The 25,661-nt window shown below is 69.8% G+C and carries 22 protein-coding genes; 11 read left to right on the forward strand and 11 right to left on the reverse strand.

Features of this window, described 5'->3' with window-relative positions:
• Positions 1-234 precede the first annotated feature (234 nt).
• From BpN12_RS06510 to cobF, 5 genes are all read left to right on the forward strand, one after another.
• Positions 235-2,142 carry a DUF3857 domain-containing protein gene (locus BpN12_RS06510; RefSeq protein ID WP_246794462.1) on the forward strand — a complete coding sequence of 636 codons (1,908 nt, stop codon included), beginning with the start codon at positions 235-237 and terminating at the stop codon, positions 2,140-2,142.
• A gap of 368 nt (positions 2,143-2,510) precedes the next feature.
• The gene (locus BpN12_RS06515) at positions 2,511-3,065 is read left to right on the forward strand and encodes a hypothetical protein (protein WP_246794463.1); all 555 of its coding nucleotides are present in this window, start codon (positions 2,511-2,513) and stop codon (positions 3,063-3,065) included.
• A 148-nt stretch (positions 3,066-3,213) separates the two neighbouring features.
• On the forward strand, positions 3,214-4,905 hold the full coding sequence (zwf, locus tag BpN12_RS06520; RefSeq protein WP_246794464.1) for a glucose-6-phosphate dehydrogenase: 1,692 nt from the start codon (positions 3,214-3,216) through the stop codon (positions 4,903-4,905).
• A gap of 94 nt (positions 4,906-4,999) precedes the next feature.
• Positions 5,000-5,800, forward strand: a complete 801-nt coding sequence (locus BpN12_RS06525) for an ROK family protein (protein ID WP_246794465.1) — start codon at positions 5,000-5,002, stop codon at positions 5,798-5,800.
• 134 nt (positions 5,801-5,934) lie between these two features.
• Positions 5,935-6,708: a precorrin-6A synthase (deacetylating) gene (gene cobF, locus BpN12_RS06530; protein ID WP_246794466.1), complete on the forward strand. Its 774-nt coding sequence runs from the start codon at positions 5,935-5,937 to the stop codon at positions 6,706-6,708.
• Between the two features lie 15 nt (positions 6,709-6,723).
• On the opposite strand, the gene BpN12_RS06535 is transcribed toward cobF, so the two are convergent.
• Positions 6,724-7,704: an alpha/beta hydrolase gene (locus tag BpN12_RS06535; protein ID WP_246794467.1), complete on the reverse strand. Its 981-nt coding sequence runs from the start codon at positions 7,702-7,704 to the stop codon at positions 6,724-6,726.
• A 237-nt stretch (positions 7,705-7,941) separates the two neighbouring features.
• Here BpN12_RS06535 and BpN12_RS06540 point away from each other — a divergent pair, with 237 nt between their 5' ends.
• Both BpN12_RS06540 and BpN12_RS06545 read left to right on the forward strand, forming a co-directional pair.
• The gene (locus BpN12_RS06540; RefSeq protein ID WP_246794468.1) at positions 7,942-9,669 is read left to right on the forward strand and encodes a VRR-NUC domain-containing protein; all 1,728 of its coding nucleotides are present in this window, start codon (positions 7,942-7,944) and stop codon (positions 9,667-9,669) included.
• Positions 9,666-12,296 (forward strand): ATP-dependent DNA helicase, encoded by a 2,631-nt coding sequence (locus BpN12_RS06545; protein WP_246794469.1) that lies wholly within the window; start codon positions 9,666-9,668, stop codon positions 12,294-12,296. Before BpN12_RS06540 ends, BpN12_RS06545 begins: the two co-directional genes overlap by 4 nt.
• Positions 12,297-12,513: 217 nt before the next feature.
• On the opposite strand, the gene BpN12_RS06550 is transcribed toward BpN12_RS06545, so the two are convergent.
• The 3 genes from BpN12_RS06550 to BpN12_RS06560 form a co-directional block, all read right to left on the reverse strand.
• A complete protein-coding gene (locus tag BpN12_RS06550) occupies positions 12,514-13,770 on the reverse strand; it encodes an acyl-CoA dehydrogenase family protein (protein ID WP_246794470.1) in 1,257 nt (418 codons plus the stop codon).
• Positions 13,771-14,001: 231 nt separating this feature from the next.
• Complete coding sequence (locus tag BpN12_RS06555) at positions 14,002-14,619, reverse strand: NIPSNAP family protein (protein WP_246794471.1); 618 nt, start codon at positions 14,617-14,619, stop codon at positions 14,002-14,004.
• Between the two features lie 150 nt (positions 14,620-14,769).
• On the reverse strand, positions 14,770-15,279 hold the full coding sequence (locus BpN12_RS06560; protein ID WP_246794472.1) for an alpha/beta fold hydrolase: 510 nt from the start codon (positions 15,277-15,279) through the stop codon (positions 14,770-14,772).
• Positions 15,280-15,405: 126 nt separating this feature from the next.
• Here BpN12_RS06560 and BpN12_RS06565 point away from each other — a divergent pair, with 126 nt between their 5' ends.
• Together BpN12_RS06565 and BpN12_RS06570 are read left to right on the forward strand one after the other, a co-directional pair.
• On the forward strand, positions 15,406-15,948 hold the full coding sequence (locus tag BpN12_RS06565; protein WP_246794473.1) for a low affinity iron permease family protein: 543 nt from the start codon (positions 15,406-15,408) through the stop codon (positions 15,946-15,948).
• A 240-nt stretch (positions 15,949-16,188) separates the two neighbouring features.
• A complete protein-coding gene (locus BpN12_RS06570; RefSeq protein WP_246794474.1) occupies positions 16,189-20,484 on the forward strand; it encodes an ATP-binding protein in 4,296 nt (1,431 codons plus the stop codon).
• Positions 20,485-20,634: 150 nt separating this feature from the next.
• On the opposite strand, the gene BpN12_RS06575 is transcribed toward BpN12_RS06570, so the two are convergent.
• Entirely contained in the window at positions 20,635-21,177 is a 543-nt protein-coding gene (locus BpN12_RS06575) for a cupin domain-containing protein (protein ID WP_246794475.1), read from the reverse strand.
• 444 nt (positions 21,178-21,621) lie between these two features.
• Here BpN12_RS06575 and BpN12_RS06580 point away from each other — a divergent pair, with 444 nt between their 5' ends.
• Positions 21,622-21,861: a hypothetical protein gene (locus BpN12_RS06580; protein ID WP_246794644.1), complete on the forward strand. Its 240-nt coding sequence runs from the start codon at positions 21,622-21,624 to the stop codon at positions 21,859-21,861.
• A gap of 144 nt (positions 21,862-22,005) precedes the next feature.
• Here BpN12_RS06580 and BpN12_RS06585 read toward each other — a convergent pair whose 3' ends face one another.
• The 5 genes from BpN12_RS06585 to BpN12_RS06605 are packed head-to-tail and all read right to left on the reverse strand — an operon-like array spanning position 22,006 to position 23,636.
• Positions 22,006-22,368, reverse strand: a complete 363-nt coding sequence (locus BpN12_RS06585) for a hypothetical protein (RefSeq protein WP_246794476.1) — start codon at positions 22,366-22,368, stop codon at positions 22,006-22,008.
• A 7-nt stretch (positions 22,369-22,375) separates the two neighbouring features.
• Complete coding sequence (locus tag BpN12_RS06590; RefSeq protein ID WP_246794477.1) at positions 22,376-22,870, reverse strand: hypothetical protein; 495 nt, start codon at positions 22,868-22,870, stop codon at positions 22,376-22,378.
• Between the two features lie 24 nt (positions 22,871-22,894).
• The gene (locus tag BpN12_RS06595) at positions 22,895-23,128 is read right to left on the reverse strand and encodes a hypothetical protein (protein ID WP_246794478.1); all 234 of its coding nucleotides are present in this window, start codon (positions 23,126-23,128) and stop codon (positions 22,895-22,897) included.
• 10 nt (positions 23,129-23,138) lie between these two features.
• Positions 23,139-23,351, reverse strand: coding sequence for a 30S ribosomal protein S21 (gene rpsU, locus BpN12_RS06600; protein WP_246794479.1), 213 nt, complete (start codon positions 23,349-23,351; stop codon positions 23,139-23,141).
• Positions 23,352-23,366: 15 nt separating this feature from the next.
• On the reverse strand, positions 23,367-23,636 hold the full coding sequence (locus tag BpN12_RS06605) for a hypothetical protein (protein ID WP_246794480.1): 270 nt from the start codon (positions 23,634-23,636) through the stop codon (positions 23,367-23,369).
• A gap of 517 nt (positions 23,637-24,153) precedes the next feature.
• On the opposite strand from BpN12_RS06605, the gene BpN12_RS06610 reads away from it, so the two are divergent.
• Positions 24,154-24,357, forward strand: coding sequence for a cold-shock protein (locus BpN12_RS06610; protein WP_246794481.1), 204 nt, complete (start codon positions 24,154-24,156; stop codon positions 24,355-24,357).
• A 207-nt stretch (positions 24,358-24,564) separates the two neighbouring features.
• Here the strand turns inward: BpN12_RS06610 and BpN12_RS06615 are convergent, their stop codons facing one another.
• On the reverse strand, positions 24,565-25,635 hold the full coding sequence (locus BpN12_RS06615) for an Ldh family oxidoreductase (protein WP_246794482.1): 1,071 nt from the start codon (positions 25,633-25,635) through the stop codon (positions 24,565-24,567).
• Positions 25,636-25,661 lie beyond the last annotated feature (26 nt).

Genomic DNA, 25,661 nt, shown 5'->3' on the forward strand with positions numbered 1-25,661 from the left:
GGATCATTGTAGCGATGGCGCGAAACGGCCACGGGGCGGCTATTATGGCAGACCGTCGCCCGCCGCGAGCGAGCCGGCGCCGCGGCTCCGTCCTGGCCAGGCTCATCGCGGCGCGCGGCGGCCGCGTCATCGAGGCAGCCCGCGGGCTGCGCCTGGCCGGCCCGCATCACAGCCCTCATGTTTCGGTATGCAGAACATCGGGCGGCGTGCCGGCTTCAGCCAACAAGGACAACAATGACCCGAATCACTCGCTGCCGGATGGCGGCAGCCGTGCCACGCGTTTCGTTCGTTTCGTTCGTTTCGTTCGCCCTGGCGGCATCGTGCGTGGCCGCGCACGCGGCCGCCTACCGCCCGGACACCACGATGCTGACGCAGGACATCGTCTACGACGTCCACGCCGACGGCACCTACACGAAGGACGTGACCGAAAGCTGGCGGATCGACACCGAGAAGGGCGTGCGCGAGGACGGCGAGGGGCGGCTTTCCTACAGCACCTCGCTGCAGGCGCTCGAGGTGACCGAGGCCTACACGCTGACGAAGGACGGCCGGCGCGTGGCCGTCGGTGCCGGGCAGATCCGCGAGCAGCAGAGCCCCGAGAGCGCGCGGGCACCGATGTTCGACGACAACAAGGTGAAGGTCGTGGTGTTCCCGGCCGTCGAGGTGGGCGCGACGCTGGTGCTGCATTCGCGGCTCACGCAGAAGGTGCCGATCTTCCCGGGCCAGTTCTCGGCGCTCAACTATTTCACCGACGACGTGCGCCGCGAATCGATGCAGCTGACGGTGCGCGCGCCGGCCGCCATGCCGCTGCACGTCGACGCCGTCGACCTGCCGGGCGGGCGCGCCGGGTCCGACCGGCCCGACACGCAGGTGTGGCGCTGGTCGCTGTCCGGGCAGCCGGCACGCACGCCGGAGCTGTCGGCGACGGCCAACCTCGATCACAGCCCGCGCGTGGCGATCACGAGCTTCGCCGACTATGCGCAGATCGGTGCCGCCTACCAGCAGCGCGCGCTCGACAAGGCGGCCGTGACGCCGCGCGTGCGCGCGCTCGCCGAGCAGCTCACGCAGGGCGTGAGCGACCGCCGCCGGCAGGCCGAGATCCTCTATGACTGGGTCAGCACGCAGATCCGCTACGTGGCGATCCATCTCGGCTTCGGCGGGGTGGTGCCGCACGATGCGGACGCGATCCTGGCCGCCGGCTACGGCGACTGCAAGGATCACGTCACGCTGCTGGAGGCGCTGCTCGCCGCGAAGTCGATTCGCAGCGAGCCGGTGCTGATCAACCTCGGCGGCGCCTACTGGGTGCCGAAGGTGGCGCTGCCGCTCGGCGTGTTCGATCACGCCATCAGCTGGCTGCCCGAGTTCGGCCTGTACGTCGATTCGACCGCCGGGTTCGCGCGCTTCGGCGTGCTGCCGCCGAGCGAGCTCGGCAAGGTGGCGCTCGTGGCCGGCGGCGAGGCAAGCCCGGGCGGGCTGCGCACGCTGCCGCTCGCGAACCCGGATACGGCGCGCGTGACCGTGACGACGCGCATGAACGTCGCGCGCGACGGCACCGTGACCGGCAGCGCCCGGATCGAGAACGGCGGCTATTTCGATCTGGCGGCGCGGCAGCTGATGGCGTCCGTGCCGCCCGGCATGGAGGAGCAGCTCGCCGAGCGCGTGCTGTTCGTCACCGGCCAGGACGGCTCGGGCACCTATCACGATGGCGACGTGCGCGACCTGACCGTGCCGTTCGACTACGGCGCCGACTTCAGGCTGCCCGACTACGCGCTGTTTCCCGGGCCGGGCGCGTTCAAGGTGCCGCCGGGCCTCGGCAGCTTCGAGGGCATCAGCGGCACCTTCATGGCGGCCGGGCCGGACACGCGGCAGTTCCCGATCGCCGTGCTGGGCCGCCACCTGACCGAGATCTCGATCATCACGCTGCCGGCCGCGATCCGCGTGCCGCGCCTGCCGAAGCCGGTGTCGGTGTCGTCGCCGCTCGGCACCTATACGGCCACCTATCGCGCGAAGGGGGCGACCGTGACCGTCACGCGCGACCTGTGGCTCACGCCGCCCGGGCCGGTGATCACGCCGGCCGACTATCCGGCGTTCCGCAAGCTGGGGCTGGCCGTGAAGCGCGATCTGCGCACGCAGCTCGTGTATTGACCAGCGGCGGCGCCGGCGCGCCGTGGTGCATGGCTGCCGGTGTGGATGGGGCCGACCGCCGAGGTTTTGCGCAAGCCGTCGCGCGGTAACGGCGGCGGCTCGCCTGCTTGCCGGATCACCTGATCGCCGGTGCGGCCGGATAAGGACGCCGGTGGCGCTCGGGGCCCGATCCGACGCCAGGCGCGAGACCGGTGGCGGGTTGACGCCTCGCGGCGGCCGATCCGGTGCCCGCTTCGCCTCGTGCGCCCGGCGTTCGGATTTGCCGCGCCCGGCCGCCGCGTTCGGGCGTATACCAACGCGCAACGACAGGGCGCGCGCGGCGTCGCCGCGACGAGCGTGCCTGTCGGCTTCTCTCCGATCCGACGCGTATGACCCGAATCCCGCCCCCGAACCTGCCGTCCGCCTACGCACCGCCCGCGGCCGACGACCCCGCGCGCGGCCCGGCAGCGGACGCGCCCGGCCCGGCGAGCGCGCAGGGCGGCACGATCGCGGGGCTGCGGACCATCACGGCGGACGGCAAGCGCACGCGTGGCGCGCTCACCGCCGTGCGCAGCGAGGCCACGCGCGAGCGCCTCGGCCGGCTGCGCACCGAACTCGCGCGGATCAGCCCGCCGCCCGCCACGGCCGAAGCGGCGCGCGCGGCGATCCTTGCCGCGATGGCGCGCGCCAATCTCGCCGGCTGGACGATCCCGGCGCTCGACGACGCCGACGCGCTGGCCTACCAGGACGGCTCGCGCCGCATCATGCTGATCGCGCACGCGATCGTCTTCAATCCGTCCGGCGCGTTCCGGATCGTCGATCTGCGTTCGAGCGCGCCGGTCTATTTCGAGGCGGCGGGCGAGGGCGAGCGCCGCTTCGTGATGCCGCGCGATCGGGACGGCGCGGGCGTGGCGGGCGGCCGGCGGCGGCTCGCGATGCGCTAGCGCGGCGGCGCGGCCGCCACGCCCGCGCCATGCGCGTCAGCTTCGCGCACCCTCCCCGCCGACCCGACGCAACCGGTCGGCCGCCGCCGCTCGCCGTACAGGCATCGCGCTTGCTACCTCATCCTGTTTCAGCCACACGGACGAGATCATGCCGATGAACGATGCCAACCGCGAACCCTCCGACGAATCGCGTCAACCGGCCAGCACGAAAGTGCCCGCGCCGTCGCGCGGCGAACCCGCGTCGCCGGCCGGCCGGCACCCCGCGCCGCCATGCACGCTGGTGATCTTCGGCGCCGGCGGCGACCTGACGAGCCGGCTGCTGATGCCCGCGCTCTACAACCTCGCGGTGGACGGCCTGCTCGACGGCGGTACCAGGATCATCGGCGTCAATCACGGCGAACGCGAGACCGAGGCGTGGCGCGACGATTTACACAGCGCATTGCAAAAGCTCGCCGCCGACAAGGCCAGTACCTTTCACGCCGGCAAGCTGGACGGACAGGCCTGGGACTGGGTCGCGCAGCGCCTGCAGTACATGGCCGGCGACTTCGAGGACGACGGCGCCTACCAGCGGCTCGCGCAGCAGCTCGGCAAGGATGGCAAGGGCGAGGCCCACGGCAACGTGGTGTTCTACCTCGCGGTGAGCGAGCGCTTCTTCAAGCCGATCGTCGAGCGCCTCGGCAAGGCCGGCCTGCTGAAGGAGGCCGGCAGCGGCGGGCCGTTCCGCCGCGTCGTGATCGAGAAGCCGTTCGGCAGCGATCTGGCCTCGGCGCGCGACCTGAACCAGCACCTGCTCGGCTTCATGAAGGAATCGCAGATCTACCGGATCGACCATTTCCTCGGCAAGGAGACGGTGCAGAGCATCCTGGCCGTGCGCTTCGCCAACGCGCTGTTCGAACCGATCTGGCGGCGCGAGTACATCGACAGCGTGCAGATCACGGCGTCCGAAGTGATCGGCGTGGAGCGGCGCGGCAGCTTCTACGAACAGACCGGCGCGTTCCGCGACATGGTGCCGAACCATCTGTTCCAGCTGCTCGGCATGGTCGCGATGGAGCCGCCGAACTCGTTCGACGCGGAAGCCGTGCGCGACAAGAAGGCCGAGATCTTCGACGCGCTGAAGCCGCTCGCGCCGCACGACGTGGTGTTCGGCCAGTACACGGCCGGGCCGGGCGGCGTGGCCTATCGCGACGAGCCCGACGTGGCGGCCGACAGCACGACCGAGACCTACGCGGCGGCGCGCGTGCAGATCGACAACTGGCGCTGGGCCGGCGTGCCGTTCTACCTGCGCACCGGCAAGCGGCTGGCCGAGCGGCGCACCGAGATCTCGGTGCAGCTGAAGCCGGTGCCGTTCCGGCTGTTCCGCGACACGCCCAACGACGCGCTGACGCCGAACGTGCTGACGCTGCGCATCGATCCCTCGCACGGCACCAGCTTCGACTTCAACGTGAAGACGCCGGGCCCGGTCATGCAGATCGGCGCGGTGCGCTCGTCGTTCGATTACGATGCGTTTTTCCCCGAGCGCGCGAACGTCGGCTACGAGACGCTGCTCTACGACTGCCTGCTCGGCGACGAGACGCTGTTCCAGCGCGCGGACAGCATCGAATCGACCTGGGAAGCCGCCGAAGCCGTGCTGCACCCGCGCGACGGCGCCGCGATTCCCGTGCATGACTACCCGGCCGGCAGCGAGGGGCCGGCCGAAGCCGACGCGCTGATCGAACGCGACGGGCGCGCGTGGCGGCCGCTCAAGGCGCCGGAGGCGGGCGCCGAGGCGGATTCGAAGCCGGATGCGAAGCCGGATTCGAATCCGAAGCCGAAATCGAAACCGGATGCCGGCAAGGCGTGACGACGGCGCAACACCCGGCGGCCCCGGTCACGACACCGCGGGCCGGCCGGCGCACGGCGACAGGCAGGACCAGACGAACCACGAGACGAACTTCATGAAACCGAGCAAGAAACCGAGTACGAAACCCCATGACACGAACGATGCGACCGATCCCGCCGGTGACGCCGGGCGCATCCTTTCGATCGACATCGGCGGCAGCGGGCTGAAGGCGGCCATCGTCGACGCCCACGCGACCATGCTCGGCGAGCGCGTGCGCGTGGAGACGCCGCATCCGTGCCCGCCGGCGCTGCTGGTCGATACGCTGCACACGCTCGTCGCGCCGCTGATCGCGAGCCATGCGCCGTCGCGCGTGTCGATCGGCTTTCCCGGCTTCGTGCGCGACAACCGCGTGCTGACCGCGCCGCATATCGGCCCGGACGGCTGGCGCGACGTGCCGCTCGCGGCGATGCTCGGCGAGCGGCTCGGCATCGACGCGGTGCGGATGATCAACGACGCGGAGATGCAGGGCCTGGCCGCGATCGAGGGGCACGGCCTCGAATTCGTGCTGACGCTCGGCACCGGCGCCGGCACCGCGCTGTTCCGCGACGGCGAGCTGATGCCGCATCTGGAGCTCGCGCATCACCCGGTCAGCAAGAAGCACGCGTATGACGAATACATCGGCGACGCGGCGCGCCGCAAGGCCGGCAACCAGCGCTGGAGCCGGCGCGTCGAGAAGGTCATCGGCATCCTCGAATCGCTCGTGCATTACGACAGGCTGTGGATCGGCGGCGGCAATGCCGCCCGGCTGAAGCGGGAGCTGCCGCCGAACGTGGCGACGGTGCCGAACGATCGCGGCATCGAGGGCGGGGCGCTGCTGTGGCATCCGCGCTCGGTGCGGGAGACGCGGCAGGGCTGACGGCGGCGGCGGCGGAGCAGCATCGACTCGCGCCGATGGAGGAAAGCGTTGATGGCCATGCGTTTCCCGGGGTGAGCGCCCGGCGAAAGCGGGTAGACTCCGCTGTTTCGTCGTCCGCGATATCGGAGCAGTTCGTGAAACGCATTCTTGTGATCGGCATCGGCGCCGGCAATCCCGACTACCTGACCGTGCAGGCCATCAAGGCGCTGAACCGCGCCGACGTGTTCTTCGTGATGGACAAGGGCGCGGCCAAGAGCAAGCTGATCGAGCTGCGCCGCGAGATCGTCGAGCGCTACGCGACCGAGCGCAGCTACCGCGTGGTCGAGGCCACCAGCCCCGAGCGCGGCCCCGACGGTGCCAGCTACGTGGGCGCCGTCGAAACGCTGAACCGCGACAAGCAGGCCGTGTTCGAGCGATTGATCGCCGACGAGCTGCGCGACGGCGAATGCGGCGCGTTCCTCGTGTGGGGCGATCCCTCGCTCTACGACAGCACGCTGCGCATCCTCGACGCGATCCTCGCCGATGGCCGGCTCGGCTTCGACTATGAGGTGATCCCCGGCATCAGCAGCGTGCAGGCGCTTGCCGCGCAGCATCGCGTGCCGCTCAACGCGATCGGCCGCGCGTTCGAGGTCACCAACGGCCGCGGGCTCGCCGAGGCCGGTTTCCCCCCGCGGGCCGACAGCGTGGTCGTGATGCTCGACGCGCAGAACGCGTTCACGCGCATCGACGGCAGCGACCTCGAGATCTTCTGGGGTGCCTACGTCGGCACGCCCGACGAGATCCTCGTATCCGGCCCGCTCGACGAAGTGCGCGACGAGATCGTGCGGGTGCGCGCCGAGGCGCGCGGGCGGCACGGCTGGATCATGGATACCTATCTGCTCAGGAAGCGCGCGCGCGGCAACGGCTGAGCCGGCGCCGCGCCCTCAACCGAACCAGCGGCTGGTGCGCGCCCAGCGCGCGAACAGCTTCGGCCACGAGGCCGGCTCGCTGTCCGGCACGCCGAGCGACCAGCCATGCCCGCCCGACTGGTAGACGTGCAGCGCGGTCGGCACGCGCGCGTTGCGCAGCGCGGTGTGCGCGAGCAGCACGTTGTCCACCGGCACGATCGGATCGTCGAGCGCCTGCGCGAGGAACGTGCGCGGCGCGTTGGCGTCGATCCGCAGCACCGGCGAGAGCGCCTCGGCGGCGCCCGTCGGCGGCGCGTCGCCGAGCAGGTGGCGGTGCGAGCGCGTGTGGTCGAACGGCGGCAGCAGCGTCAGCACCGGATACATCAGCGCGGCCAGGTTGGGGCGCGCCGAGAGCCGGTCCGCGCCGTCCGTCTCGGGATAGCGCCGCGTGTTCGGATCGAACGCGGTCATGCCGGCCAGGTGGCCGCCCGCCGAGAAGCCCAGGATCGCGATGCGCGCCGGATCGATGCCGTCGCGCTGCGCGCGCGAGCGGATCACGCGCATCGCGCGCTGGCCGTCCTGCAGCGGCGCGCCGCGCTGCCAGCCCTGATCCGGCAGCCGGTAGACGAGCTCGTAGGCGGTCACGCCGAGCGAGGCGAGCCAGCGGCAGACCGGGCCGCTCTCATGAGCCAGCTCCACGCATTCGTAGCCGCCGCCCGCGATCACCAGCGCGGCCGCGCCGTTCGGCGTGGCGGGCCGGTACACGTGCAGGCGCGGCGCGACCACGCCGATCACGGCGCCGCGCCGGATCACGCGCTCGCCGTCTAGGTTCATGTCGGGCAGCGGGTCGGGCGGCAGGTCGTGCCACAGCCGGATTGCCTCGTCGGGCAGCAGGCGCGGCGGCGCGGTCGTCGGCGCTTCCCTTGCGGGTGCCTGGGCGCGCGCGGCGGCCGGCAGCAGCGCGCCGAGCGTGCCGCTCACGGCGGCGCCGAGCAGGTTGCGGCGGGTGTCGTCCATATCAGGGAAGGGGCGCGATGAAGCGATGACGTCAGGCTTGCATTTAACCGCATCGAGGCGGTCGGGGTTGTGACGTAATGTATAAATCCGGGGCTGGAACGCGAACGGCGAGCCGCCGGTCGACGGTTGGCGCGGCGCCACGCCAGGCGGCGGCAACGGCGGGTTCCGCTTGCCGACACCCGCCGCACATGCGCTATCATTCACCCCTGTACAAACGTACAGCCTTCGACAATTTCCGTGCCGCCTGCCGTTCCCGCTCCCTACGCCTTCTATTACCTCGACAACTTCGAGCGCGCGCTCGCCTGGATCGCCGGGCGTTACGACGATCTGCTCGACGCGGCCGAGCAGGCGTTCCTGCGCGAGTTCGCCGGCCTGCCGCGTGCCTCGCGCGCATTGCTGGTGCGGATGCTGATGCGCAGCGGGCCGTGGTTCCGGCGCAGCAAGCTCGCCTATGACGAGATCGGCGACACGGCCGCGGCCGCCGCGCCGCTGGTGGCGCTGGGCTGGATCGACGCGGCGCCGGCGCTGGCGCTCGACGCCGTGTTCGCGCTGGCCACGCGCCCGGAGCTGGCGCAGCGCTTCGCGGCGCCGAAGGGCGCGCGCAAGGCCGACTGGCTCGACGCGCTGCGCGCCGAGGCCGGCCACGCGCTCGAACAGCCGTTCGAGGCCTGGCTGCCCGCCACCGGCGACAACGTGTTCGAGGTCCGCATCGGCGCGCTGTGCGAGCGGCTGCGGCTGATGTTCTTCGGCAATCTGCATCAGGACTGGTCCGAGTTCGTGCTCGCCGATCTCGGCGTGTTCCAGTACGAGCGCGTGGATTTCGCGCCGTCCTCGCGCGCGTTCCAGCAGCGCGCCGACGTCGACGCGTATCTCGCGCTGTTCGTCTGCCGCGAGGCGCTGGCCGCCTGGCCCGACGACGCGCCGCTCGACGCGCTGACGGCCGAGGTGGGCGCCGTGGCCTGCGGGCAGAGCTGGCTGGAAATGCGCCGCGCCAAGCTGCTGCACGGCATCGGCAACGCCTGCGAGCGGCGCGCCGACTGGCCCGGCGCGCTGGCCGCCTATGCGGCCAGCGGCTGGCCCGGCAGCCGGCACCGCCGGATCCGCGTGCTGGAGCGCTGCGGGCGCGACGCCGATGCGCTCGCGCTGGCCGAGGCGGCCGCCGCGCAGCCGGAGAGCGAGGAGGAGCGCCAGCGCGTCGCGCGCATGCTGCCGCGCCTGCTCAAGCGCACGGGCCGGCCCGTCGCGCGGGCCGCGGGCGCCACGCCGGTGGCCCGCGAGACGCTGGTGCTCGCGGTGCCGCGCGTGCCGCATTCGGTCGAGACGGCGGTGGGCATGCATCTGTCGGGCGACGGCGCGATCGTCTATTACGTCGAGAACACGCTGATCAATTCGCTGTTCGGCCTGCTGTGCTGGGACGCCGTGTTCGCGGCCGTGCCCGGCGCGTTCTTCCACCCGTTCCAGCGCGGCCCGGCCGATCTGCACGCGCCCGATTTCCGCGCGCGCCGCGCGGCGCGTTTCGAGGCCTGCCTCGCGCAGCTCGAGTCGGACGCCTGGCGCGAGACGGTGCTGCGCCGCCATGCGGAGAAGGCGGGCCTGCAGTCGCCGTTCGTGTTCTGGGGCGCGCTCGACGACGCGCTGCTCGCGCTGGCGCTCGACTGCATCGATCCCATGCATCTGCGGCGCTGCTTCGAGCGCCTGCTCGACGACCCGCGCGGCAACCGCTCGGGGCTGCCGGACCTGATCCGTTTCTGGCCGGCCGAGCGCCGCTACGAGCTGATCGAGGTGAAGGGGCCGGGCGACCGCCTGCAGGACAACCAGATCCGCTGGCTCGACTACTGCGTCGGGCACGGCATGCCGGTGCGCGTGATCGACGTCGAATGGGCGGCGCAGATCGCGCCGGCCGCGCATGCGGGGGCACGGATGGAGGCTTCCACCGCGTCGGCGCTGGCGGAGCCGGGCGCATGAACTACACCGTGGCCGTGCGCGCGATGTGCGAGTTCACCGCGAAGCACGGCGACCTCGACCTGCGCTTCACGCCGGCGCCGTCGGCGCAGGAGGGGATCATCGGCCACGGCATCGTCACCTCGCGGCGCGACGACGGCTACGAGCGCGAGATCGTGCTGACGGGCGAGCACGGCAACGTGACGGTGCGCGGCCGTGCCGACGGCTACGATCCGGCGCTGAACCGCATCGAGGAAATCAAGACCTATCGCGGCGACCTGAACCGCATGCCCGCCAACCATCGCGCGCTGCACTGGGCGCAGGCGCGCGTGTACGGGCACCTGCTCTGCAAGCTGCGCGATCTCGCGAACCTGACCGTGGCGATCGTCTATTTCGACGTCGATTCGCATCAGGAGTCGGTGCTGACCGAGACGCACAGCGCCGAGTCGCTGCGCGACTGGTTCGAGTCGCAATGCGAGCGCTTCGCCGCGTTCGCGGCGCGCGAGACGGCGCACCGCGCGGCACGCGACGCGGCGCTGCGGGTGCTGCCGTTTCCGCACGGCGCGTTTCGCAGCGGCCAGCGCGCGCTGGCCGCCGACGTCTATCGCGCCGCGCGTGACGGCCGCGCGCTGCTCGCGCAGGCGCCGACCGGGATCGGCAAGACGGTCGGTACGCTGTTTCCGATGCTGCGTGCCTGTGGAGACGGGTATCTCGACCGCGTGCTGTTCCTGACCGCGAAGACGCCGGGGCGCGCGCTCGCGCTCGATGCGCTTGAGCTGCTGCGCAGCGCGCATGAAGAGGCGGGGCGGGCGGCCCTAAGCGCCGGCGGCGTGGCCGCTCGGGCCACGGAAGTGGCGGCACCGGGCGCGGTGGAGGCATCCTTGGCGACCACTGCGGGCGGTGGGCGGGAGATGGCCCCGGCTGTCGTCCTCGATGCCGCTTCCGGCGTCGCGCCGGACGGCGACGGAAGTACGGCCTCAATCGCCGTCACAGGTGGCGCTCCGGCTGTAGCGGACGACCCGAACGCTGCAACCACCGATCGAGCCACTTCTGCACCGGTCGCTGGCGATCCGCCGGCTCATCCCGCCGCAAGTGCCGCAGCCGCCGGCGCTCGCGCGCCAGCCATCGATCCCGCCACCGCCATCGTCCTGCCCCTGCGCACGCTCGAACTCGTCGCGCGCGACAAGGCCTGCGAGCATCCGGACCGCGCCTGTCACGGCGAATCGTGTCCGCTCGCGCGCGGCTTCTACGATCGGCTCGACGCCGCGCGCGGCGTGGCGCTCGCGCGTCTCAGGCTCGACCGCGCCACGGTGCGCGAGGTGGCGCTCGCGCACGAGATCTGCCCGTACTATCTCGCACAGGAGCTGGCGCGCTGGGCCGACGTGATCGTCGGCGACTACAACTACTACTACGATGGCAGCGCGCTGCTGCATTCGCTCGCGGTGCAGAACCAATGGCGGATCGGCGTGCTCGTCGACGAGGCGCACAACCTGCTCGACCGCGCGCGTGGCATGTACAGCGCGACGCTCGACCAGTTCGTGCTGGCCGACGCGAAGCGGCGCGCGACGCCGGCGCTGGCCGCGCCGCTGGAGCGGCTCAACCGCGAATGGAACGCGCTGAACCGCGAGCTGGAGCAGGACTACGTGGTGCAGGCCACGGTGCCGTCGGCGCTGCTGCTGGCCGCGCAGCGCTTCATCGGCCGCGTCAGCGAGCTGCTGGCCGACGTGCCGCTGTCGATCGAGCCGCAGGTGCTGCAGTTCGCGTTCGACGCGATGCATTTCGTGAACCTGGCCGAGCAGTTCGACACGCATTCGATCTTCGACATCACGCGCGTGGCGGGCGAGGCGGCGCGCGTGCGCGGCTCGCGCGGCGGCCGCGCGAAGTCGGTGCTGTGCGTGCGCAACGTGATTCCCGCCGATTTCCTCGCGCCGCGCCATGCGTTCGCGCGCGCCACCGTGCTGTTCTCCGGCACGCTGAGCCCGTTCCACTTCTATCGCGACACGCTCGGGCTGCCCGACGGCACGCCCGCGCTCGACGTCGACGGGCCGTTCCGCGCCTCGCAGTTGCAGGTCCACGTGGCCAGCCACGTCTCGACGCGCTGGCGCGACCGCGAGGGGTCGCTGGCGCCGATCGTCGAGCTGATCGCGGCGCAATACGCGCGGCGGCCCGGCAACTACCTCGGCTTCCTGAGCAGCTTCGACTACCTGCGGCGCATCGTGGAGCTGATGCGCGAACGGCATCCCGAAGTACCCGTCTGGGCGCAGGAGCGCGGCATGGACGAGGCCGCGCGCGACGCGTTCCTCGCGCGCTTTCGCGACGGCGGCCGGGGCGTGGGCTTCGCGGTGCTCGGCGGCGCGTTCGCCGAGGGCATCGATCTGGCCGGCGACCGGCTGATCGGCGCGTTCATCGCCACGCTCGGGCTGCCGCAGGTCAACGACGTCAACGAGCAGATGCGCCGCGCGCTCGACGCGCGCTTCGGCAGCGGCTACGACTACATGTACCTGTTCCCGGGCATGCAGAAGGTGGTGCAGGCCGCCGGGCGCGTGATCCGCACCGAACACGACGAGGGGGTCGTGCATCTGATCGATGATCGCTATCGGCGCCGCGAGGTGCAGCGGCTGCTGCCGAGGTGGTGGCGGATCGAGGGCTAGGGGCGTTTGGCCCGGTTGGCTCTATATGATCGATTGCCATGGAGGCGGGAGAGGCGCCACCGCTTCTATGCGTGCCTCGATCCGAATCCATACGGCGCAGATCGGGGTGCATTCCGCTGGAATCCGGTCACGCCGAGCGGCAGCGTCTCTGATCGTTGACACTGGAATGTGATGCCTGCCTCGCGCGACTCTCGCACCAATCCACGTCCCGACGCCGTCAGGCTGCTTCGCGCTTCGCCGCCGCGGCCTCGGGCGCCACGCCGACCTTCCAGACCGTCGACGGTTCGGTGCCGTTGACCGAGTGGTCGCCGACGATCCGCGCCTTGTACACCACCGGATTGTGCGAGGCCACCGTGCGCGCGTTGCGCCAGTGGCGGTCGAGCGCCGCCGCGCCGCGCGTGGCCGACGCGCCGAGCGCGTTGAACAGGTGCGTGGCCGCGCGCAGCACGAGGTCGGTCACGACCACCTGGGCCTGCGCCGATTCGAGTTCGGCGGCGACGTTCGCCTCGTGTTCGGCGGCCGTGTCGGCGCCGTCGTGCAGCTCGCAGGCGCGCTGCGCGGGCTCGGCCGCGCGCAGCGTGATCGCCTCGGCCGCGTAGGCCCACGACGCCACTTCGCCCACCACCTGCAGGATCTGCGGATCGTCGGCGGCGCGCGCGGCGTTGCCGTGGCTGTAGATCCGCTTGCGCTCGCGCACCAGGCGGCCGGCGTCGCGTTCGGCCGCGCGTGCGATGCCGGCCAGCGTCGCCAGATGGAACAGCTGGTAGAACGCGGTCTGGTAGCGAAAGCGCCGCGAGAAGTCGATCAAGCCGTGCGGATCCACGTGTGCGTCGGTAAAGCGCGTCGTGCCGCTGCCCGTGGTGCGCTGGCCGAAGCCGTCCCAGTCGTCCACCAGCGTGACGCCGGGCTGCGCCGTGGCGACGGCCGCGATCACCGGCGCGCCGTCGTCGGCGCGCTGCGCATAGACGTCGATCCAGTCCGCGAACAGGCTGCCCGTGGTGTAGAACTTCTCGCCATTGACGACCCAGCCGTCGTCACGACGCGAGACCCGGGTGCGCGCCTCGCCGAGCGCCGTGTCGCCGGTCTCGCTCCAGGCGTTGCCGACCAGCTGCCCGGCCGCGAAGCGGGCGAGCCAGGTATCGCGCGCGGCGCCGGGCGGCGCGTTGAGCCAGTCCTCGACGAACGCGAAATGGCCGCGCAGCGCCTGCGGCAGGTTCGAATCGGCGGCGGCCAGTTCGATCAGCAGGCGGAACAGCTGCGGGATCGAGGCGCCGAGGCCGCCCGCGGCCACCGGCACGCGCAGCGCGCCGAAGCCGGCCTGCTTGAGCCAGCCGATCGCCTCGACGGGCAGCGTGCGGTGTTGGTCGCGCGCCACGGCGCCGCTCGCGATACGCGCGAAGATCGGCCGGAAACGTGCGGCAAGCGTGTCGTAGTCGGCGCCGGTCGAGCGGGCGGTGGCGGATGGCTGGGACATGGCGGCAGCTTCTCACGAATCGGACAAGCCCGATTTATACGGAGCGGCGCGCGGGGCTGACAACGAAGCAGTTCGGGGATCGATATTCCGGTGGGCGGAAAGCGGGCGAGAAAGGGCGTGGGCAAGCCCGCAGCGTCGGGCCGGGCTTTCATGGCGTGAGCCATCGCGCGGCCCCCTCGATGGCTGGCGATCGATGTAGTGAGTCGCTCGCCTCCACGGCGTCGCGCGGCGTCAATTCAGCGGCGACCACGGCTCCGGCAGGCAGATCGTGGAGGTGGCGCGCTCGATCTGCTCGGGGCCGCCGCGCGGCGGCCACAGTCCCTCGGCGTAATGCTGCCGGCGCAGCGCCATGCGCTGCTCGAGGCTCGAAAATCCCCAGAGATGCGTGATGCGCGGCGGCCCGTCGAGCGCATACAGATTCCCCACCAGATGCGATGTATAGGCCGAGGCCGGCCCAACCGCCTGCTCCCAGGCGGCGATGGTGGGCGCGATCCCGCCCGGCTTGAGCCAGTAGCGCCGCAGTTCGTAGAACGCGCCGAACGCGGCCGGCTCGATGTCGGGCAGGAACGGGAACAGCGCGTGGCTTTCCATGCTCAGCTCGATTTCGGCGCCGTCGATCGCGAACGGTCGGCCGGCCAGCAGCGCGCGCCGGCGCTCTTGCATCAGTTCGTCCGCGCCGGCGAAGCCGCGCAGCACGACGATGCGCGACAGCTCGCCGATTTCGGTGCGCCATGCACCGAGCAGCCGCCCGGCGGCATCGGCGTCCGACACCCAGCGTTGGGCGCCGGCGGATACCGCGTCCTGTTGCAGCAAGGGGCATTTCAGCGTTGCGAATTCGTAGATCGTCATGGGTGTGCTCCATTCGGGGTGAGCGTGGGCGGGGCGGCTTGCCGATCGGCGCGGCCGGGCGCGCCCCCGCGCATGCGTCGTGACGCTGCCTGCTGGCAGCCGTCTACCATCCGGCAGCCAGATTCGGCAATTCTGCCCCGACAGGACGATTCACGTGCTCCCGCCATCGAGCGGGTTGTCCAGGTGCCATACCGATTGCGCACGAAGCCAGGCGCGAATCGCCTCGATGTGCGCCGCCTTGCATTCCAGCGGCAGCCAGTGCCCGGCCGGCAGGCTCGTGACGGTCAGGTTCGGGCAGGCCGCGCGCATCGGATCCCCCTGCCGATTGCCGGTGATCGCGCAGATCTGATCGAAATCGCCGTTGACGAACCGCGCCGGCTGCAGCAGGCGGCCGCCGTCGGGCGCCGCGCGTGCATGGGCGAGGTTGGCCTCGTCGTTCAGGTGCCACGCGCAGGCGACCAGAGCGCCGGATCGGGTTCGGTGGGCGCGGCACGGCGGGCATTGCCGAACCGGCCGCCGTTGCGCGTGAGCGCCGCGTTCGATGGCCTTGCCGCCGGCGAGTTGAGGCGCCGGTCGCGGTTCCGATGGCATGCCGGCCGCGATCGACGATCGACTGGCACCACCGGCCGGCGCGGGGCCGCGCCTTTGCCGCCATGCCATGGCGCCGGACTGCCCGCCCGGGTACGGCTGTTGCTCTCACCGCGGGTGCCGCGCGGCGGGCGCGCGAGATTGCCTTGATCAGCGGCACGGATCGACAAACAAATTTGCAAACACGGGAGCAAGCCAATGAGCCGGAGGAAAAAAAGCACACCTGGCGCCACCGACAGGCTACAAACCATTCCGGATACATCGAGCCCCGCCTTCGCGGCCGGCAACCCGATCGCGAAGGCCTTCGACGGCTTTGCGGCGACGGTCACGCGCTGGGCTGGTTCGCCGCTGGCGTTCTGCGTCGCCGTCCTTGCGATTGTCGCGTGGGTCGTGACCGGGCCGATTTTTCATTATTCGGATGCCTGGCAACTGGTGATCAACACCGGGACCACCATCATCACGTTCCTGATGGTGTTCCTGATCCAGCAAAGCCAGAACAAGGACAGCGTCGCCGTCCATCTGAAGTTGAACGAGCTGCTCGCGTCGCAACGGGACGCGAGCAACCGGCTGATCGGAATCGAAGACGCCTCCGAAAACGATTTGCGGCGCATCGCGGCCGCCTATCTCGAGCTGGCCGAGCAAGCCGGAAGCGCATCCCGGACAGGCCGCGACGTCGACGACTGCATCGAGGACTCCAGGGAGCCGAAAGCGGCGTCGTCGCGGGCACGAAGCCGGACGTGAGCGGCGTGAGCCGGCCCCGGGCCCATGTCCCGCGTTTCATTGCGTGACGCGTGCCGCGGCGATGCCGGTCGTGGACGCGGCCCGTCCCGCTCCGGTTCGCTTGCCGGCCGGCCCCCCGGCGCCGGCCGCGAGGCATGCCCCGGACGAGCGGAGGCGCGTGCGCGAGGGGTGGTCAAAAACTGCAAAAAGGAACCGCATCGAGCGGATAGAATCGGCATTTTGGGCCGGAACGGAGCCTTCGTGAGCAAGCAGAACACGCATGACCTCGACGCCGAAGGAACCGGCGCCCCCGATTTCCTCCGCGGCGGCGGCGCACTGGGACGGTCAATGCGGGCACACGCCTGGGAAGCGACGCCGCTTGGGGTTCCGGACGCCTGGCCGCAGAGCCTGCGTTCGGCGGCCGGCATTTGCCTGGGCGCCAACTTCCCCATCGCGATCTACTGGGGCCCGGAGCTGGTGCTGCTCTACAACGACGCCTGGAGCCCCATCCTGGGCGCGAAACATCCCTGGGCGCTGGGACGGTCAGGCGTGGAAGTGTGGCCGGAGATATGGGCCGAGATCGGGCCGCTGTTCAGGCAGGTTCTGGACACCGGTATCGGCGTCTGGCAACACGACCAGCTGCTGCCGATGCGCCGGCACGGCTATACGGAAGAGTGCTACTTCAATTTCACGTTCAGCCCGATCCGCGGCGACACGGGAGCGGTGGAGGGCATTTTCAACGCGGTCCTGGAAACCACGTCGGCCGTCATCTCGAAGCGGCGCGAACGCGTCCTGCGCGAACTTGCGGAGGCCCTGGCCGAAGCGCGGGACGAGCGGGACGTTTTTTCCGCCGCGGTCGGGCTGCTGGCCGAGAAGCGTGCCGATCTGCCGTTTTGCCTGCTCTACCAGACCGGCGGCACGCCGGCGGTGGCGCAACTGCGCGCGGCCGCCGGCGTCGAGCGTGGCGGGCCGGCCGCGCCCGACTCGATCGCGCTGGATGCGGATGCCGGCGCGGTCTGGCCGCTCGCCGCCGTATCGCTGACCGGGCGGGCCGTGCTCGTCGATGATCTCCAGCCGCGCTTGGCCTCGGCATTGGCGGCCGGCCCATGGCCGGAGCCGTGTACCCAGGCGCTGATCCTGCCGGTGGCGACCACGGCGCATCCCGCCACGGTCGACACGTTCCTGGTGGCCGGGGCAAGCCCGCGCCGCGCCCTCGACGACGAATACCACGGCTTCCTGCAGCGCATTTCGGCTCACATCGCCGCGGCGCTCGCCAGCGCCCGCGCCTATGCCGAGGAGCGCCGTCGAGCCGATGCACTGGCGGAGATCGACCGCGCCAAGACGACGTTCTTCACCAATGTGAGCCATGAATTCCGCACGCCGCTGACGCTCATGCTCGGGCCGATCGAGGAACTGCTGGCGGTCCCTGACCAGTTTCCGCCGGCCGCCATCCCGGCCCTCCAGGTGGCGCATCGAAACGGACTGCGACTGCTCAGGCTGGTCAACTCGCTGCTCGATTTCTCGCGGCTCGAGGCGGGCCGGCTGCAGGCCAGATTCGTGCGAACCGATCTGGCGAAACTGACGATGGATCTGGCCAGCAACTTCCGCTCGCTGATGGAGCGTGCGAACCTGGCCTTCGCGGTCGACTGCGAGGCGCTCGCCGCGCCGATCGCGGTCGACCGGGAGATGTGGGAAAAAATCGTACTCAACCTGCTCTCGAACGCGTTCAAGTTCACCTTCGCGGGGGGCGTCTCGGTCACGCTTCGCCAGCGCGAGCACGTCGAACTGATCGTCAGCGACACCGGAATCGGGATCGCGGCGGAGCAGCTGCCTCGCGTCTTCGAACGCTTCCACCGCGTCGAGGGCGCACGCGGCCGATCGTTCGAAGGCAGCGGAATCGGTCTCGCGCTGGTCGAGGAACTCGTGCGCATGCATGGAGGCAGGATCGATGTCGTCAGTGCGGTGGGCCAGGGCACGACTTTCACGGTGTCGATCCCGCGCGGCCTGCCGGGCCTCTCCGGCACCGAGCCCGATGCCGGCTCCCGGATGCCCGACCGCGATGCCGCGCAGGCTTTCCTGGAGGAAGCCGCGCGCTGGCTGCCCGATGCGGAGGAGGACGCCTGCGGCGGCGTTGCCGCGCGGCCCGAAGCGGACGCGCCGCCGCCGCGCAAGGAGCGCACGCTGATTCTCGTCGCCGACGACAATGCGGACATGCGCGCCTACGTGCAACGCCTGCTCGGCGATCAGTACGACGTCGCCAGTGTCGTCGACGGGCACGACGCACTGCGGGCCGCGAAACGCAGCCGTCCCGACCTGATCCTGGCGGACATCATGATGCCGGGACTCGACGGGATCGGCCTGCTGGAAACCGTTCGCCGCGACAAGACGCTTCGCGACGTGCCGGTCATCCTGCTGTCCGCGCGCGCCGGCGAGGAAGCGCGCGTCCACGGCATGCGGGCCGGCGCCGACGACTATCTCGTCAAGCCTTTCTCGGCGCGCGAACTCGTCGTGCGGGTGGGCGCGCTGCTGAAGATAACGGCGCAGCGGCGGAAGAGCGAAGACCGCTTTCGCGCGCTGGTCAGCGCGTCCTCGAACGCCGTCTATTCGATGAACGCCGACTGGACCGAGATGCGCTTCCTCGAAGGCCGCGACTTCATCGCCGACACGCAAGCCCCAAGCTCGACCTGGCTCGAGCGCTATGTCGATCCGGAGGACCGGCCCGCGATCCTGGCCCACGTCAGGGAGGCGATCCGCGCGAAAGGCCGGTTCGAACTCGAACATCGCGTCCGGCGCGCCGACGGCTCGCTGGGCTGGACGCTGTCGCGTGCCATTCCGGTACTGGACAAGGCCGGCGAGGTGGTCGAGTGGTTCGGCATGGCGATCGATACCTCGGAGCGCAAGCGCGTTGAAATCGTGCTGCGCGACAACGCCGCCTGGCTGGAAGCGCAGAAGGAGGCGTTTCAGGCCGCGGTGGACAATGCGCCGCTGCCGGTGTCGCTCGACATCCTGGCGCGCGCGGCCGTCGCCCAGATCGGAGGCGAGGCGCGCTGCGCCTTCTATCAGGCCAATGCCGAGCAGACTGAACTGACACGCGTTCCGGGAATGTCCGACGACATCGCCGACAACGTGGAACGCTTCCCCATTTCAGGCGACTCCTTCGCATGCGGGCTGGCCGGATACACACGGCAGCCTGTCATCACGCCCGACGTCGACGACGATCCGCGCTGGAAGGGCTGGCTGTGGCTGGCCCGGCAGCACGCCTACCGCGCCTGCTGGGTGTTTCCGGTCGAGACGTCGTTGGGAAAGGTCGTGGGCACGTTCGCCATGTACCACCCGGTGCCCCGAACGCCCACCGATCGCGATCACGAACTGGCGCTGCGGCTGACTTTTTGCGCCGCCATCATCATCTCGCGGCATCAGGAAGCCGAGGAGCGTGCGCGCGGCGTCGAGGCACTGCGTCTCGCCGATCGGCAAAAGGACGAATTCCTGGCGATGCTCGCGCACGAGCTGCGAAATCCGCTTGCTCCCATTGCCAACGCGAGCGAGCTGCTGTTGCGGATCCCGCTCAAGGATCCGCAGGTCGGATTCGCAACCGACATCATCAGGCGCCAGATTACCCAGCTCAGCCGGCTGGTCGACGATCTCCTCGACGTGTCCCGGATCACGCAGGGGCGCATCGTCCTGCAGCGCCAGCCGATCGAACTGGCCGGCATGATCTCGCTGGCGGTCGAAACGATCGCGCCGCGGCTTCGGGAGCGACGACATCATCTTTCCATCGAGACGGCGGGACACCATGAGCGCCTGTGGGTCGAAGGCGACATGGCCCGGCTCGTGCAATGCGTCGGCAACATCCTGGCGAACGCCGTGAAATATACGGACCCGGGGGGCGCCATCCGGGTCTGGACAGCTTCGGAGGGTTCGGTCGCCGTCATCGGGGTGGCCGACAATGGCGCCGGTATCAGCGCCGAGCTGCTGCCTCACGTCTTCGATCTTTTCGTCCAGAGCGAGAGGACGCTCGATCGCGCGCTGGGCGGACTGGGTGTGGGGCTGGCGATCGTGAAGCGGCTTGTCGCCATGCACGGCGGCACGATCGGCGCGCATAGCGAGGGGCTCGGAAACGGCTCCACGTTTGAAATCCGGCTGCCGCGCATCGCGCAACCGGCGGCGTTGCAATCGCACCAGGCGCAAACGCGGACGAGCGCGAGGCGCGTGCTGATCGTGGACGACAACGCCGACGCGGCGGATTCGCTGTCGACGTTGCTCGGGCTCCAGGGCCACACGGTGGAGGTCGCCTACAGCGCCGAGGACGCGATTCGTCGCGCCGAAACGTTTCGTCCTCAGGTCGCGCTGCTCGACATCGGGCTGCCCGGCATGAGCGGCTACGAACTGGCCCGGGCGCTTCGGGCAATGCCGCAGCTCGCCGGCACGCGTCTCGTGGCCGTCACCGGTTACGGGCAGACCGACGACGTGCGGACGGCGCGCGAGGCCGGGTTCGACGAACACCTCGTGAAACCGGTCGAACCATCGGCACTGGAACGCAGCCTGGCGCAGCCGTGACGGGGCGATTCCCGCCGCGTCCGTACGCGGCAGGCGCCCGCGGCAAACGGATCGTCGCACGCGGCCGGGCGTGCGCCGGACCCGCGGCGCGCGAGCACGCGCCCGCTGCGCCACCGGCGGCCCAGCCCGCGCCCCGGCCGGCCAGCCGCGTCACGCGCCACGCCGGAGCAGCGGCGTGGGTACCGGCTGCCCTTCGTAGTAATCGGCCTCGCGCAGGAACCCATGGCGCCCGAACGCATCGACAACAAGCGCGCCGCTGTCCGGATAGGTGCAGATTTCCGCCGGCGGCGCGGCGCCGATCGCGAGATAGACCAGATCCGTGCCGCCCGGCGTCGCCGGGTTGGCGATCTGATGCGCGATACCCGTGTCGGCCGGACAGGAAATGCAGTCCCCCGGGCGAATCTGGTAGACGCGATCGCCGTAGCGGAACAGCCCTTGTCCCTCCAGCACGACGAAGATCTCGTCGGCCATCAGGTGCGTATGGGCCGGGCACGCGCAGTGGCCCGGCGGCACCCGCATGGCGTTCATGCCGAGGCGGCCCATCCCGAAGCGCCCCGGCCCCGCGTCCCGCATCGCGGGCGTCAGGTCGCGGTGGAAGTGCGTCCAGGCGGCGGGGGCATCGGCCGCGATCTCCGGCGCCGTATGCAGGTTGACGATCGTGGGCGCCTGCTTCTCGGTCATGTCGTCCTCCATTCCCGGGGTTCCGCGCCAGCCAGGCGCAATCGTGAACAGGGTGACGAAGGCAGCCCGGCCGGTCAAGGCCGGGATCGCATCGAAGCCCGCGGACGCAGCGCACGCGTACCGCCGCGAAGCATGATGATCGCCATGAAGAACAAGCCGCTGCCGTCATTTCCCCGCACGCTTCGCGTGATCGAGCGTTCAGGGACCCCGGCGTTTCATCGCGCGTGCGGCGGGCTCTCACGTTCATTCCGGAAGTGCCGCGACGCCATGGCGGGCCGCGCCGGTCCGGACAGCACGATGACGGGCATGTCCGATACGGTCGCTGCCAGCTTCGCCATGCTCTCGCCTTTCCCTGAACGCTACACGCCGCCTCGCGGCCCTCGCCCGCGTCGTACTCGCTCGGGAAGACACGAATGCTGCATCATGGCAGAGTCCAGCAACAGAAAGGAGGCTTTCATGCACCGCGTAATCGCATACCGCGGCTTCGAGATTCGGGTCGAGTTGTTCCCGGCAGCCGACAAGGACATGTTTGACGTGACGTTTCAGATAAAGGGCGCGACGAACCTCGAAGTGCTCGGCGCGCGGGGAGACCGTGTTCCCTTGCGCAACGGCCCTTTTACGGAGCGCTGGGCCTATCTCGTAGCCGAAATAGCAGGACAGGCCGCAATCGACGTGTTGCTCGGTCCGGTCGATTGACTCTCTGTTTCTCCGACCCGCGATGCCCGGTCAGCGTCCAGGCGGCGCGATGGCCGGCGGCCGTCTCGGGGGCGGTGCGAACAGGTTAGGTAACCGAACTGTTTGCGCCGTTATGGCGGCCGACCGGAGAGCGGCTCCGGTGCGCTAGAGTCTGCGGGTCAGATAGTGATGGCAGGCGTTCCTGAGTATGGTCTGCTTTTCACGCGCATCGCCCGCCATCTTTTTCGATTCGACCAACGGGGACAGGAATGGAACGATGAACGCCGGGCCATAAGCGGCATGCACGGACCGGGCTACCTCGAGCGAGGCCTTGCCGAGCCAGATCCGGTCTCGCCAGTCGCACTTCATCCGGTGTTCGTCGATCCAGCCATGCAGCAGGGCCACCAGTTGCGCAACAGGAAGCCACGAATCGAGTTGACGTCTCGCGGCCAACTGGGCAACGACGAGAAAGTAGAGCAGGGTGACGTACTTCACGATTGCCGGCTTGCCGGCCGGGTGGTAGTCCATATCGAGCTCATCGGTCTGCCTGCTGTCGTGTTGCCGCCGGCGATGGCTGCGTTCCCAGCCATTCGAACGTTGCCGACTTCCGGGACAGAATGCCCTCGCACACGAACTTGGTTTCGAAGAACCCGGTGGATTCCGCTGTCTCGATCAGCCTGGCGTAAAGCTCGGCCTCGCGCAGCATGTCCTCGCGCAACTGGAGCAGCGCGCGAGCATCCTGGGTCTCGCCGGCTCCGGAACCGGTGGATATCGGCGCCGTCGCGGTGTCGGGCGAGCCGTGCATCGCCGGGATCGGCGTGTCCTCGATCCGGCTCACGGCTGCGCGCAGCAGGCCCTGTTGCTCGATCGTCTCGGCAAGCAGGGTTTCCAGTTTCCGGCTTGGCGCGGCGGGCGGCTCATGAATCAGGAGGCGCCGCAAACGGCGCTCCATCTCCGCCGCTGAAACGCAGGCTTCGCGCAGCAGGCGCAGGAGATCGTCGCGATTCAGCGGGCGGGTGGCGGTGTTCATGTCGACGGACGTTGCCGCGGAGGATCATGAGCGCGACGGGGGGGCCGCGGGGCCGCCGTCGACACTCAGGGCTTTTTCGATGGCGGCAATCAACGCGAATGCGTCGTTGCGGTCGAGCATGAATCCCCGGTTGGCATATTCGCAGCCGAACGCGTAGTAGGTCGGCAGCAAGGTGATCCGGTCGAGAGCAGGATTAAAGTCGACCTCGCAGCGCGTCAACGCGAAGTAGGTTCGGCCGGTGACTTGTCTGACTTCCATGTCGTGTTCCTCAATACAGCTTCGGTGGCGGCATCGCGCGTCTGAGCCGGGCACGCTGCCTCGATACCGCGCTGGCGAGCTTGCGTTTGCGCTGCGTGGTGGGCTTCTCGTAGGAGCCGCGGTCGCGCACCTCCTGAATCAGGCCGCTTTTCTGGATTTCACGGCGAAATCGACGGAGCGCGACCTCGACAGGTTCATCTATCTTCAGGACGATTTTGGTCATAGCTACCTGGTTGAGTTATGAAGGCATCCAGTTCTCGCCGTCGTGCCGATCGATCATGCCTTGCGCGAATTCGAGCGAAGCGCGACGCGCGGCGCCGGAGGTCAGGAACGGCGTTGCCTCGTTCAGTTTGAAGGTGTCGCTGCAGGTCAGCTCGGGGCCGCGCAGGCAGATCCTGACGGCGGCATCGAAGCCGTCGTCGTAGTTGCGGCCCGAGCCTGCCACCGGTTTTGCGTGTGGGTAAATCAACGGATAGATCTCGAAGCCGCGGTACAGGTGCATGCTCATGTTCGCCTCCTGGCGAGCCGCGCGGGCGGAAGTGGTGAATCGTGACGGACTGCCCGCGCCTGGCACGGCTGGCAGTAGATGAGAGGACGACGAAAGATCGACTGGGGGGCGGGGATGAGGGGCATCGAAGCGCAGACGCACCACGAACGACATGATCCCGAGGCGTGGTCCATCATACTCCGCTTGTTCGGCGAGAAACCGCGCCGCGCGCAATTTATATTCGGATCGGCCAGGGCCTTTGCCGCGCTGGTACTCGCGCGAGCAGGCACGCGCCTCAGCGTCCTGCCCCCGCGCGTCGAAGGGCGATTCCCAGGCGTGACGAACCGATACCGCGAGCGAAATCGTTTGACCGATGCGGCCACAACGCGTAAGGTCCGCCGTTGAATCGACAAGAAGCGCGATTGCTGCTCATCACTGACCGCTACGCCGCGGTATTCGTTGTCCTCTCCCTCCTTGATTCTTTTCCGTGCTCGAACAGGGCGCGCGGCTCTGTACGTCTACTCTTCAAAGGATTCTCATGGACACCGGTATCGTTACGTGGTTCGACGACAGCAAAGGATTCGGCTTCATCGCGCCGGACAACAGCAAGAACGATCTCTTCGCGCACTTTTCCGAAATTCGCGGCGACGGCTTTCGCACCCTGATCGAAGGCCAGCGCGTGAGCTTCGAGACGAAGATGGGTCCCAAAGGGCTCCATGCGAGCGACATCAAGGCACTCTGATTCGCCCGCTCCGTGCTCGGAGAATGAATCCGGCAAAGGAAGCACTGCTGAACCCGCCCCGTCGAAACACGCGTGTTTCGAATCATCGAAGTCCTGACGATCTGGCGGTTGCATGAAGTCGCGTCATCACGGGCCATGCTCGACCGGCATTCCGCGGCTGCCGGCTCCCTCCGATGAGCGGGCCCGGCCGCGCGCGACCGCGCCCACTCAATCCCGCGCCACCAACGCCACCCCCGCCTCGGCCGCAACCCGATCCAGCCCGGCCACCGTATCGAGCGGCAGCAGGATGCCTTCGGCGGCCTGCTTCTCGTGCGCGCGCGCTTCCTTCTCGCCCGGATAGAACACCTCATCCACGCCCTCGGCAAGCGGCACCGCCTTCAGCGTTTCGATATAACGCTCCATGCGCGCATGGAACGCCTCGACCGGCTGAAACGCCGCCACGTTCAGCGCGATCATCAGGTGCCCGGCCCGGCTGCGATTGACGGGATCATAGGGGCCATGGACTTCGTCCAGAAAGCCGCTGCCGGACAGCACGCCCGACAGCACGTCGACGATCGCGCCGATCGCGTAGCCCTTGTGGCCCGCCATCGGCAGGATGAAGCCCTTGAGCGCTTCCTCGGGATCGGTGGTCGGGCGCCCCTTCGCGTCGACGGCCCAGCCGGTCGGGATCGGCTCGTGGCGCGTCTGCGCGAGGAAGATCTTGCCGCGCGCCACGCCCGAGTTCGCCACGTCCATGATGAGCGGCGCGTAGCGGCCGGCCGGCACCGCCACCGACCACGGGTTGGTGCCGATCAGCTTCTTCAGGCCGCCCCACGGCGCCATGTTCGGGCCGCCGTTGGTGGTGCAGAGCATGATGCAGTCCTGTTCGGCGGCCATCCGCGTGAAGTACATGCAGGTGCCGAAGTGGTTCGAGTTGCGCACCGACACGGCGCCGATGCCGTGTGCCTTCGCGCGGCGGATCGCGTCGAGCGCGGCGCGCTTCGCCACCGCCGGACCGATGCCGTCGGCGCCGTCCATCACGGCGATCGCGCCGGCGTCGACGGGAAAGCTCGGGCCGGCCTGCGCGCGCATCGCGCCCGAGCACAGCCGCGCGTAGTACCAGCCGAGCCGCAGCACGCCGTGCGACTGATGCCCCCACAGGTCGGCCTGCACCATCGCGTCGGCGGCGACGAAGGCGTCGTCGGGCGTCGCGCCCTTCGATCGGTAGACGGCTGCCACGAATTCGCGCAGCGCATCGGGGGCCAGGCGTCGGAAGGTATCGGGGGCGTGGTCGCTCACGTTGCGAACTCCTCGGAAGGGCGTGC

The sequence above is a fragment of the Burkholderia perseverans genome, from assembly GCF_022870505.1.
Taxonomy (GTDB): Bacteria; Pseudomonadota; Gammaproteobacteria; order Burkholderiales; family Burkholderiaceae; genus Burkholderia; species Burkholderia plantarii.